11 protein-coding genes are annotated in these 11757 nt (G+C 66.9%); 9 read left to right on the forward strand and 2 right to left on the reverse strand.

Translation table 11 applies throughout. The features are described from left to right. Positions 1 to 62 precede the first annotated feature (62 nt). Positions 63 to 650, reverse strand: coding sequence for a glutathione peroxidase (locus tag B9Y82_RS11410; RefSeq protein ID WP_100473313.1), 588 nt, complete (start codon positions 648 to 650; stop codon positions 63 to 65). Positions 651 to 1256: 606 nt separating this feature from the next. Here B9Y82_RS11410 and B9Y82_RS11420 point away from each other — a divergent pair. The 6 genes from B9Y82_RS11420 to B9Y82_RS11445 all read left to right on the forward strand — a co-directional run bounded on the left by B9Y82_RS11420 (position 1257) and on the right by B9Y82_RS11445 (position 5597). After that, positions 1257 to 1616: a GntR family transcriptional regulator gene (locus tag B9Y82_RS11420; RefSeq protein WP_005410261.1), complete on the forward strand. Its 360-nt coding sequence runs from the start codon at positions 1257 to 1259 to the stop codon at positions 1614 to 1616. Beyond that, entirely contained in the window at positions 1616 to 2491 is an 876-nt protein-coding gene (locus B9Y82_RS11425) for an ABC transporter ATP-binding protein (protein WP_100473315.1), read from the forward strand. Before B9Y82_RS11420 ends, B9Y82_RS11425 begins: the two co-directional genes overlap by 1 nt. Next, positions 2488 to 3516 (forward strand): ABC-2 transporter permease, encoded by a 1029-nt coding sequence (locus B9Y82_RS11430; protein WP_100473316.1) that lies wholly within the window; start codon positions 2488 to 2490, stop codon positions 3514 to 3516. Before B9Y82_RS11425 ends, B9Y82_RS11430 begins: the two co-directional genes overlap by 4 nt. A 25-nt stretch (positions 3517 to 3541) precedes the next feature. After that, positions 3542 to 4429, forward strand: coding sequence for a GIN domain-containing protein (locus B9Y82_RS11435; protein WP_100473317.1), 888 nt, complete (start codon positions 3542 to 3544; stop codon positions 4427 to 4429). Between the two features lie 30 nt (positions 4430 to 4459). Next, complete coding sequence (locus tag B9Y82_RS11440; RefSeq protein WP_100473318.1) at positions 4460 to 5065, forward strand: hypothetical protein; 606 nt, start codon at positions 4460 to 4462, stop codon at positions 5063 to 5065. A gap of 106 nt (positions 5066 to 5171) precedes the next feature. After that, entirely contained in the window at positions 5172 to 5597 is a 426-nt protein-coding gene (locus tag B9Y82_RS11445; RefSeq protein WP_100473319.1) for a hypothetical protein, read from the forward strand. Positions 5598 to 5667: 70 nt separating this feature from the next. Here the strand turns inward: B9Y82_RS11445 and B9Y82_RS11450 are convergent, their stop codons facing one another. Then, positions 5668 to 7095: a class II fumarate hydratase gene (locus B9Y82_RS11450; RefSeq protein ID WP_100473320.1), complete on the reverse strand. Its 1428-nt coding sequence runs from the start codon at positions 7093 to 7095 to the stop codon at positions 5668 to 5670. Positions 7096 to 7342: 247 nt separating this feature from the next. Between B9Y82_RS11450 and purB the strand changes: the two genes are divergently transcribed. The 3 genes from purB to B9Y82_RS11465 all read left to right on the forward strand — a co-directional run bounded on the left by purB (position 7343) and on the right by B9Y82_RS11465 (position 11734). After that, positions 7343 to 8710 (forward strand): adenylosuccinate lyase, encoded by a 1368-nt coding sequence (gene purB, locus B9Y82_RS11455; protein WP_100473321.1) that lies wholly within the window; start codon positions 7343 to 7345, stop codon positions 8708 to 8710. Positions 8711 to 9412: 702 nt separating this feature from the next. After that, a complete protein-coding gene (locus B9Y82_RS11460; protein WP_100473322.1) occupies positions 9413 to 10828 on the forward strand; it encodes a cupin domain-containing protein in 1416 nt (471 codons plus the stop codon). Positions 10829 to 10837: 9 nt separating this feature from the next. Continuing rightward, the gene (locus B9Y82_RS11465) at positions 10838 to 11734 is read left to right on the forward strand and encodes a GNAT family N-acetyltransferase (protein ID WP_100473323.1); all 897 of its coding nucleotides are present in this window, start codon (positions 10838 to 10840) and stop codon (positions 11732 to 11734) included. Positions 11735 to 11757: the final 23 nt, after the last annotated feature.

Below are 11757 nucleotides of genomic sequence, written 5' to 3' on the forward strand. Positions count from 1 at the left end.
TCGGCGCGAAAAGAAGCATTGTCGCACGCATGCCGTCGATGTCGAGGCATCCGTGCCGGATATCAATGTGTAGCGGCTGCGGCCAGCGCCTTGTCGATGGCCGCGGTCAGCTGCGGATCGTCCGGCGTTACCTTGCTGGCGAACTGGGCGATGACCTTGCCATCGCGGCCGACCAGGTACTTGTGGAAGTTCCAGCCCGGCGCCACGCCAGTGGCTGCGGCCAGCCGCTGGTACAGCGGCGTCGCCTCTGCACCGACCACGTGCACCTTCTCGAACATCGGGAATTTGACGCCATAGGTGAGCGTGCAGAAATCCTGGATCTGCTTCTCGTCACCGGGCTCCTGGCCCTTGAAATCGTTGGACGGGAAACCGAGCACGGCAAAGCCGCGCCCGGCATAACGCTTCTGCAGCGCCTCCAGCCCTTCGTACTGAGGGGTATAGCCACACTTGCTTGCAGTATTGACCACCAGCAGCACCTGCCCGTGGTAGCGCTGCTGAAGATTGACCTGCTGCTTGCTGGCCAGCGGGCGGTAATCCAGGTCCAGCAGATCGGCCGCCAGCACATGGGTGGAAGCGGCCAGGCCGGCCACCAGCAGGGTCAGCAGGGACAGGCCGCGCAGGGGGCGCGGAACAACGGTCGGCAGGGGCATCGAGAGCAGTCCGCGGTAGCCATTCACAGGGCCGGCCGGTAGCGGCCGGGAATCGGCCGAACTATAGCACCGGGGCCCAGTCCCTCCTGTTGCGACGGGCGCTGGCGGCTTTGCGCAGCGTGGCGCTTCCCAGCAGGACACACCAGCAAGGGCGCAGTGATGACATAGCATGGACAACGCTGAATGGAAGGCAGGGTTTGATCGGCCCGCACGACAATTTTATTTCCCTTTCCAATCAAAGAGATAAGGTGATATTTCAGCGATTTGACCACCCCTGCCATCAGTTGGGGACGGCAAGGGGTTGCACGTAGGCGTGCCGGTGTTATAGTTGCATACAACACCAGTCACCTGAGACAGGGGGGAAGCCATGAACGCCCGGATCCGTCGCAACCTCACCGCACCTGCGGCCGCTGTTGTTTCGACCCTGATCGTGTTGGCCTGGCTGGCCATGCCAACCTCCCCTGACTCCGCCGACAGTGCGCAGGACGCAATCGCTTCACCGGCCGGGAACGCCGCTCCCTCCCCCCCTCCCCCGCGTCGGCTGCACAGCTCCCTGTCCATGCCGTATTTCTCGTTCGCACAGCCGCTGACCCCACGGAGCTGAATATGAGCGACATCCAGTGGAGCGACGGCGCTCCCATCTACCGTCAGTTGAAGGAGCGCGTGATCGCCATGATGCTCGACGGAATCCTCAAGCCGGGCGATGCCCTGCCTTCGGTGCGCCAGGTGGCCGCCGACTACCAGCTCAACCCCATCACCGTTTCGCGCGCTTACCAGGAGCTGGCCGATGAAGGCCTGGTCGAAAAGCGCCGCGGCCTGGGCATGTTCATGACCGAGCAGGCGGCCACGCAGCTTCGCAGCAGCGAGCGCGAGCGCTTCCTCAATGAAGAATGGCCGGCCGTGCTGGAGCGCATCCAGCGCCTGGGCCTGAGCCTCGACGAATTGCTGCCCCAGGGGAAAGTCTGATGAATAGCACTGCAAGCGAACCCGTCATCACCGCCCGAGGCCTGCGCAAGGCCTACAAGACCACCGTGGCCCTCGACAATGCCAGCTTCAGCATTCCGAGCGGGCGCATCGTCGGCCTGATCGGGCCCAACGGCGCCGGCAAGACCACCGCGCTGAAGGCCATCCTCGGGCTCACCTCGGTGGAAGGTGAACTGAGCGTGCTCGGCCGCGACCCGCGGCTGCACCGCGACGAGCTGATGAACGACATCTGCTTCATTGCCGACGTCGCCGTGCTGCCGCGCTGGCTGAAGGTCCGCGAGGCGATCGATTTCGTGGCCGGTGTCCACCCGCGCTTCGACCGTGCCCGCTGCGAGCGTTTCCTGGCCAACACCAAGCTGCAGCCGAAGCAGCGCGTGCGCGAACTGTCCAAGGGCATGATCGTGCAGCTGCACCTGGCGCTGGTGATGGCCATCGATGCCCGCGTCCTGGTGCTGGACGAGCCCACCCTGGGCCTGGACATCCTGTACCGCAAGGAGTTCTACCAGCGCCTGCTGGAAGACTATTTCGACGAGCAGAAGACCATCATCGTCACCACCCACCAGGTGGAGGAGATCGAGCACATCCTCAGCGACGTCATGTTCATCCGTGATGGCCGCATCGTGCTGGACGCGGAAATGGACGACGTCGGCCAGCGCTACACCGAGCTGCTGGTCAATGCCGACCAGCTGGAGACTGCGCGCGCGCTGAAGCCGATCGACGAGCGCAGCCTGGCGTTCGGCAAGACCGTGATGCTGTTCGACGGCGTGCCGCGCACCCAGCTTTCCACCCTTGGCGAGACCCGCAGCCCGGGCCTTGCCGATCTGTTCGTCGCGATCATGAAGGGGACCTACGCATGAATGCCGTCAATCATCCTGTCAGCCCGATGGGCACCCTGCGCTGGCTGCTCAAGCGCGAGTACTGGGAGAACCGTGGCGGTTTCCTGTATGCGCCGCTGATCGCCGGCCTGATCTCGCTGGTGATGAGCACCGTCGGCATCGCCTTCGGCCTGTTCGCCCTGCACCGTGCTGCGCGTGATGGCGGCCTGCATATCGACGGCGAGGACGTGAACATCAACGGCCTGGACCTGGCCCTGCTGACCCGCGACATCAGTGCCAAGGACCTGACCGACCTCGGCAACGGCCTGGACCTGACCCTGGTGCTCAGCTCGGCCTGGCCGTTCCTGGTATTGGCCTTCGTGGTGTTCTTCTACTGCCTGGGCGCCCTGTACGACGACCGTCGCGACCGCAGCATCCTGTTCTGGAAGTCGCTGCCGCTGTCGGACACCCAGACCGTGCTGTCCAAGGTGATCAGCGCACTGGTCGTGGCCCCGCTGATCGCGGTGATCGCCGGCATCATCACCATGTTCGGCTTCATGCTGGTGATCAGCATCGTCGCGCTGATGCACGGCGGCAGCCCGATGACCCTGATCTGGGGCCCGGCCAGCCCGCTGACCCTGGCCGCTGGTCACCTGGCCTGGATTCCGGTCTACGCCCTGTGGGCGCTGCCCACCGCCGGCTGGCTGTTGCTGTGCTCGGCCTGGGCCCGTAGCAAGCCGTTCCTGTGGGCAGTGATGCTGCCGCTGTTCGCCGGCGTCATTGTCAGCACCACCAAGGTGATGCCGCTGATCGGCCTGACCACCGGCTGGTTCTGGCAGAACATCGTCGGCCGCCTGTTGCTGGGCGGCGTGCCGGGCACCGACCTGGTGTATCGCCTCAGCGACGGGGAAGGCTCGCGCCGCGATCTCGAATCGGTGGTCAGCCTGATGTCGCCGGCCTCGCAGCTGAAATCGCTGGCGATGCCGGAACTGTGGATCGGCGCCGCCGTCGGTGTCGTCTTCATCGTCCTTGCCATCCGCCTGCGCAAGCGCGCCGGCGAGATCTGATTCCATCCACCCGGAGGCACCGCCCATGCGTTCCCTGCTCGCTTGTTCTGCGTTGTTGCTGCTGCCGCTGTCGGCGCTGGCCGCCGATGCTCCGAACTGCAAGTTCACTGCCGCCCGCTCGCTGAAGCTGGATGTGTCCGGCGCCAGGGCGGTGGTGCTGGAGGTGAACCAGCACGACCTGAAGGTCATCGCCAGCAAGGGCGGTGGCCAGCTTGATGGCCGCGCCTGTGCCTCCAGCCAGGAATGGCTGGACCAGCTGGTACTGGACCAGCGCAGGGAAGGCGACAAGCTGGTCGTCAGCCTTCGCCGCGACGGCCGTCACAGCGGCATCAGCCTGGGCAACAGCTATGCCTGGCTGGACATCCGCGGCAGCGTGCCGGACAACCTGCCACTGCAGCTGAAGGTCGGCTCCGGCGATGCCAGCATCGACAACGCCCAGTCGCTGAGCGTGGACGTCGGCTCAGGCGACGCGATCGTTCGCGGTACCCGCGGCAGCATCCACGCGGCGGTAGGTTCGGGTGACCTGGACATCGACGGTGGCGGCTCGCTGAACCTGTTGTCGCTGGGTTCCGGCGACGTCAAGGCGCGCAACATCGGCGGCGATGCGGTCACCGGCACCGTCGGTTCGGGTGACCTGAAGATCAGCGATGTCCGCGGCAACGCACGGCTGGACACCGCCGGTTCCGGCGACATCGGCTTCAAGCGCGTGCAGGGCAACGTCGAGGTCGGCGTGGTCGGCTCGGGCGATGTTGATCTGTCCGACATCGGCGGCAACGTGCATGTGCGCAGCCATGGTTCGGGTGACATCCAGGTCGATGGTGTGCGTGGCAGCCTGACCGTCGACCACAGTGGCAGCGGCGATGTCGGGCACCGCAACGTCAGCGGCACGGTCACCCTGCCCCGCAACAAGTAACCGCCACCGGACCGATTCGAGGACATTGCCATGAACCTGCTGCGCGTGCTGCCTGCCACCCTGCTGTGCCTGCCGCTGATCGCCTGCGGCGGCACATCTTCCGCGCCCGACAAGACCGTCGGCAAGAGCGTCGCCGAGGCCACCAGCGGTGTCGGCCAGACCGTCAAGGACGCCATGGTCGATGCCCGCAAGGACCTCACCCAGGGCAACATCAAGATCTCCGCCGACAAGCAGCCGCGCGCAGAGATCACACCGGACGGCCACCTGTTGATCGACGGCAAGGACGTACCGGCCGACGAGGCCCAGCGCCGTCGATTGCTGGAGTATCGCGGCCACGTCGTCGCCATTGCGATGGACGGCATGGATGTCGGCCTGGCCGGCGCCAAGCTCGGCGTCAACGCCGCCGGCGAGGCACTCAAGGGCATTTTCAGTGGCGACAGCGAAGGTATCGAGAAGCGGATCAACGCCGAAGCCGAGAAGATCGAGGCCCAGGCCAAGCGCATCTGCAACCGCCTGCCGGCGATGCTGGCCAGCCAACAGGCACTTGCGCGCGAGCTGCCGGCGTTCAAGCCCTACGCCACGATGGACCAGAGTGACGTCGACGACTGCGGCAAGGACACCGTGGTCCTGCCCTAGGCCTGTGACAGATCAGCGCACCCGGCCGGCAGCGGCACCCCGCTGCCGGCCGCAGTGCGCCAGCCGGCTTACAATGGCGGCCCCGGAGGCCCCCGAACCGAATGCCATGAAGAAGTTGTTCCTGCTGCTGGCCGCCCTGCTCTGCCTGGGCCTGGCCGGCTGTGACAAGGATTACCGCAACCACCGCGCCGAGCGCGGCAAGCCCAAGATTTCCGTCAGCGACGGCATGGTCACCGTGCGTCGCCCGCCGGCACCGAACATCATCATCCTCGGCGATGGCTCGATGAAAGTGGACGAGATCCAGATTCCGCTGGACGAGGCACAGAAGCAGATGCTGCAGACCATGTTCGGCAAGCTGCAGGTGCTGCGCCAGAATACCCTGGTCGCCGCTCCGGCCGATCCGAACATGCAGCCGGTGAAGATCCAGCCGCCGGAGGGCATGGAGGTGATCCCGGCCGACCTGATCCAGCGCATCCCGGAATTCAAGGATTACACCGACACCTTCGGCAACATCGTCGCCGACCGTCGCTGAAGAAAAACGCCGCCCCAGGGCGGCGTTTCTGCGTGTGGTGGGTGCGGACCTTGGTCCGCACGCCGTTCGATCAACCGCCGGCGCCACCGCCCCCCGCCTGGATGCCGCCGGCAGTCAGCGCGGCCGGGTCCAGCAGGCGGCGCAGCTCGGCTTCATCCAGGCCACTGTCCTCCAGCGCGACGTCCAGCACCGGGCGCTGTTCCTTGTAGGCACGCTTGGCGATGGCCGCGGCCTTCTCGTAGCCGATGATCGGGTTCAGCGCGGTCACCAGGATCGGATTGCGCGCCAGCGCCTCGGCCACGCGGTCTTCGCGTACCTTCAGCCCGGCAATCGCGCTGTCGGCCAGCAGCCGGGACACATTGGCCAGCAGGCCGATGCCATCGAGCAGGTTCACCGCGATCAACGGCAGGGTGACGTTGAGCTGGAAGTTGCCGGTCTGGCCGGCCACAGTGATCGCGGCATGGTGGCCGATCACCTGCGCGCAGGCCATCACGGTCGCTTCCGGAATCACCGGGTTGACCTTGCCCGGCATGATCGAGCTGCCCGGCTGCAGCGCAGGCAGTTCGATCTCCCCCAGCCCGGCCAGCGGACCGGCGTTCATCCAGCGAAGATCATTGGCGATCTTGATCAGCGCGACGGCCAGTGCATTGAGCTGGCCCGACAGTTCCACTGCATCATCCTGCGCGGCCAGGCCTTCGAACTTGTTCTCGGCGCTGTCGAACTTGAAACCGGTCTGCTGCTTCAGCGCCTTGGCCACCTGCGCGCCGAAGCGCGGGTCGGCATTGATGCCGGTGCCGATGGCGGTGCCGCCCAGCGGCAGCCGGCGCACGCGCTTGAGGCTGTCTTCGATGCGTTCCTGTGCCGAGGCCAGCTGTGCCGACCACGCGCCGAATTCCTGCTCGAAGGTCAGCGGCATCGCATCCATCAGATGCGTGCGGCCGGTCTTGACCACCTTGCGCAGGCTGCGGCCCTTCTTGTCGAGGGTCTTGCGCAGGTGCACCAGCGCCGGCAGCAGCTGCTCATGTGCCGCCAGTACCGCCGACACGCGCAACGCGGTCGGGATCACGTCATTGGAGCTCTGCCCCTGGTTGACGTGGTCATTGGGGTGCACCGCGGTCTTGCCCGCCTTGCCGGCACGGTTGGCCAGGGTGGCGATCACCTCGTTGGCGTTCATGTTCGAGGAGGTACCCGAACCGGTCTGGTAGACGTCGATCGGGAAGTGCGCGTCCCATTCGCCTGCAGCCACTTCGGCAGCGGCTGACTGGATGGCCTTGGCCACATTCTTGGGCAGGTGGCCGAGCTCGGCGTTGACGCCGGCAGCGGTGCCCTTGACCAGGCCCAGAGCACGAATGAAACCGCGCGGCATGCGCTGGCCCGACACCGGGAAGTTCTGCACGGCACGCTGGGTCTGCGCGCCCCACAGGGCGTCGGCAGGTACCTGCAGCTCGCCCATGCTGTCGTGTTCGATTCTGAAACCCTTGCTTGCAGCTTTGCTCATTGCATCAACTCCGCACTACTTCAGTTGGGGAAAGGGAAGCGGCGGCTGGCAGGGTGTCGCTTCCCGGGCTGGCGGCTGCGCCAACGATACTCCCTCGCCCGTAGCGTGGGATGACGAGGACGGGCCAGATCGTTCCGTCCGCAGGGCCGTTCTGCACGCTCAAGGGGTAGTGCCGGCCGCTGGCCGGCACTACCTCGCCGGCACGTCGTAGAATATCGGCCCCGCCGCTCGTCCCAGCCCTGCCGACATGTCCGATTCCGCCCTGCTCGCCCTGTCCCCGCTCGATGGCCGCTATGCCGGCAAGGTCGACGCCCTGCGCCCGATCTTCTCCGAGTACGGCCTGATCAAGGCCCGCATCACGGTCGAGGTGGAATGGCTGCTGGCCCTGGCGGCCGAGCCGGGCATCGTCGAGCTGGCCCCGTTCTCCGGCGCCGCCATCGCCCGCCTGCGTGCGCTGGCCGAAAGCTTCAGCCCGGCCCAGGCCGCGCGTGTGAAGGAGATCGAGCGCACCACCAACCATGACGTCAAGGCGGTGGAGTACTTCATCAAGGAACAGCTGAAGGACGACGCCGAACTGGCGCCGGCGCTGGAATTCGTGCATTTCGCCTGCACCAGCGAAGACATCAACAACCTCAGCTACGGCCTGATGCTGGAACAGGCGCGCCGCGAGGTGCTGCTGCCGACCCTGGACGGCATCGCCACCACCCTGCGCACCCTGGCCCACGCCCAGGCCAGCCAGCCGATGCTGTCGCGCACCCACGGCCAGACCGCCTCGCCGACCACCCTGGGCAAGGAACTGGCCAACGTGGTCGCCCGCCTGGAGCGCCAGCGCAGGCAGATCGCCGCTGTCGAACTGACCGGCAAGATCAACGGCGCGGTCGGCAACTACAACGCCCACGTGGCCAGCTACCCGGACGTGGACTGGCCGGCCTTCGCCGAGCGCTTCGTGACCGGCCTGGGCCTGGTGTTCAACCCGTACACCACGCAGATCGAACCGCACGACAACCTCGCCGAGATCGGCGATGCCGCACGCCGCGCCAACATCATTCTGATCGACCTGGCCCGCGACATCTGGGGCTACATCTCGCTGGGCTACTTCAAGCAGCGCCTGAAGGAAGGCGAAGTCGGTTCGTCGACGATGCCGCACAAGGTCAATCCGATCGATTTCGAGAATGCGGAAGGCAACTTCGGCATCGCCAATGCGCTGTTCGAGCACTTCAGCGCGAAGCTGCCGATCAGCCGCTGGCAGCGTGACCTGACCGATTCCACCGTACTGCGTGCGCTGGGCACCGCGTTCGGCCACAGCCAGGTGGCTCTGGATTCGCTGGCCAAGGGGCTGGGCAAGCTGGAAGTGAACCCGCAGCGCCTGGACGCCGATCTGGACGCGGCCTGGGAAGTACTGGCCGAAGCCGTGCAGACGGTGATGCGCCGCCATGGCTTGCCGAACCCGTACGAGCAGCTGAAGGCGCTGACCCGTGGCCAGGGCATCACCGCCGAGTCGATGCGCGCGTTCGTGCAGGGGCTGGAGCTGCCGGCGGATGCGAAGCAGCGTCTGCTGGAGATGACCCCGGGCAGCTACACCGGCCTGGCCGAGTCGCTGGCGAAGAAGATTTAAGGGTTTTCTTTGCGGCGGCGGCCGCGGGCGCTGCCTGCGGCAGGCCTTACTGCAACGGCAACAGCAACTGCAACAGCAACAGCAACTGCAACGTCAAAGGCGGCTCTGGGTTATGCCGTGCTTGGCGGGGCGGGTTGGGTTCGCGGGGGACGCCGTGAATCCGTCCGTGGAGGCTTGGCCGCGCCATCCATGGCGCGGATACCCCCGCGAACCCAACCCGCCCCGCCTCTGACAGATTCCCGGTGACGGATCGAAGAGCATTGGGTTATCGGGAGGGAATCAACAAAGAGGGACGCGGCTTCGCCGCGTCCCTCTTTGTTTGAGGGTCTTTTGTAAAGCCGAGCAAGCGCAGCGCGCGACCCGCTGTTGCCTTTGATTTTCTTCTTTCCATTCCGTGGCGGGCCACGCAGGAAACCGTCAGGGGCCGGGCGGGGTGGGTTCGCGGGACCGTTGGCGCCATGGATGGCGCCATCGAGTCCCCATGGATGGGTTCACGGCGTGTCCCGCGAACCCATCCCGCCCGGCCCAGCCCATGAAGCCAGCGCTTTACGCGACCAGCCCCCGCCACGAGGGGCTCCGCCGTTGGCCGGAACCCCCGCGACAAACCACCACACGTGCGCATTCCCGGCGAACGACGGACAATGGAGGCCTCAGGCGGCCCGCCGTGCCGCCTCTCCCGCTTTCCGCTGCAAGGATTCCCCCATGGCCGCCCGCAAGTCCTCCGCCCCCCTCATCGAAGTCACCGCCCGCCCCGGCCAGCCGCTGGGCATGGCGCCGGCCACCTTCCTGCGCGACTTCTGGCAGAAACGCCCGCTGCTGATCCGCAATGCCTTCCCGGACTTCCAGACCCCGGTGCAGCCGGAAGACCTGGCCGGGCTGGCCTGCGAGGATGGCGTGCTGGCACGCCTGATCGAGCACGACAAGGCCCAGGACGGCTGGCGCGTGCGTACCGGCCCGTTCCAGGAAGACGTGTTCCCCGCCCTGCCCGACCATGACTGGACCCTGCTGGTGCAGGACGTGGACAAGTGGGACCCGGACGTGCGCGCCCTGATCGAGCACTTCAGCTTCCTGCCGCGCTGGCGCATGGATGACGTGATGATCAGCTTTGCCGCCACCGGCGGCTCGGTCGGCGCCCACGTCGACCAGTACGACGTGTTCCTGCTGCAGGCCCACGGCCACCGCCGCTGGCAGATCGACGCCAGCGAATCGATCAAGGGCAAGCAGCCGCCGCTGGGCTTCCGCCCGGACGTGGAGCTGAAGCTGCTGAAGGTGTTCAAGCCCACCCACGACTGGGTGCTGGCGCCGGGCGACATGCTGTACCTGCCGCCAAACGTGCCGCACCACGGTGTCGCCGAAGATCCCTGCCTGACCTTCTCGTTCGGCATGCGCGCACCGGCGTCGGCCGAGCTGATCAGCGACTACCTGGACACCCTGATCGCCGATGCCGACGAGAACATCCGCTACCAGGATGCCGACCTGAAGGTGCCGGCCGACCCGAACGAAATCGACACGGTGGCGATGGCACGGGTGATCACCGCGCTCAATGCCATCCGCATGAACGACCCGGACAAGCTGGGCGACTGGTTCGGCCGCTTCATCACCACCTACCGCGCCGCCGGCGAAGTGATGGCCCACCAGGCCGCACCGCCCATGGAGGAGGTGGTCGATGCGCTGGCCTCTGGCCTGCTGCTGCAGCGCCACCCATGGGCCCGCCTGGCCTGGCGCCGGGCCAAGCGTGGCGCCAGCCTGTACGTCAGCGGCCAGGACTTCGCGCTGCCGGTGAAGGACGCGCAACGCCTGGCCGGCGCCGAGCAACTCGACGCCGCCGCCTATCGCGGCCTGTCCGACAAGGGTCGTGCCGTGGTCCAGCAGCTGCTGGTCGGCGGTGTGTTCCAGCTGATCGACCCGAATGAGGTATACGAGGCCGAAGACGAGGAAGATGGCGAGGATGCCGTGGTGCTCGGCGAGGTCGTCGAAGGCCGCGACCGCGTGGATGCGATCGACGCCGATGCGGTGTCCGACGATGTCCACTCCGTCACCGTGCACGACGACGGTATCGAGGTCATCGTCAACTTCGAGGATGATGAGGAAGACGACAGCGCCCCCGGCCGCACCTGAGCCTTCGCCATGATCCGGGTCCAGCAGGTCAGCCACGCCGACGCCCACGTTGCCATCCATCAGGTGCGCCAACGCGTATTCGTGCAGGAACAGGGCATCGCCGCCGAGCTGGAACGCGATGCGCTGGACCCGGTCAGCGCCCATGTGCTGGCGCTGGACAGTGACGACCAGCCGGTCGGCACCGGCCGGCTGGCCCCGGACGGCCGCATCGGCCGCATGGCCGTGCTGGCCAGCCATCGCAGCCACGGCGTCGGCGAGGCCGTGCTGGAGGCACTGGTCGAGGCCGGGCGCCGGCTCGGCCTGGCCGAGCTGCACCTGCATGCGCAGCTGCCCGCCCGCGATTTCTATGCACGCCAGGGCTTCCTGCCCGAAGGCGAGGTGTTCGAGGAGGCCGGCATCGGCCACCAGCAGATGCGCCGCCGGTTGGGCGCGGCCAGCGCCATCGACAGCCGCGCCGAGGCGGTGGCGATCACCACGGCCATCATCCACCGCGCCCGTCGCCAGCTGTGGCTGCACAGCCGCCAGCTGGACCCGGGCCTGCTCGACGCGCCCCCGGTACAGGCCGCCCTGCGCCGCTTCGTCACCGCCCGCCACGACAAGCAGCTGCGGGTGATCGTGCACGATGCCGCTGCGATCGCCGCTGCCGGCGCGCCGCTGCTGGCACTGGCCCAGCGCCTGCCAAGCGTGATCCAGTTCCGCGAGGTCAGCGATCCGGTCGACCGCGCGCTGGCCTCGGCCTGCCTGCTCAACGATGCGGGCGACTTCTACTTTCGTCTGATCGGCCATCGCCTCGACGGCGAGGCCGGCATCGCGCTGCCGGCACGTTCGCAGCCGTTCGGGCAGCAATTGCAGCGTGTCTGGGACCGTTCGCGCGATTGCGGCGAACTGCGCGCGCTCGGCATCTGAGCCGGCGCAGCTGACCCAACCTG

This window comes from Stenotrophomonas maltophilia (genome assembly GCF_002799155.1).
In the GTDB taxonomy this organism is placed as follows: domain Bacteria; phylum Pseudomonadota; class Gammaproteobacteria; order Xanthomonadales; family Xanthomonadaceae; genus Stenotrophomonas; species Stenotrophomonas maltophilia_R.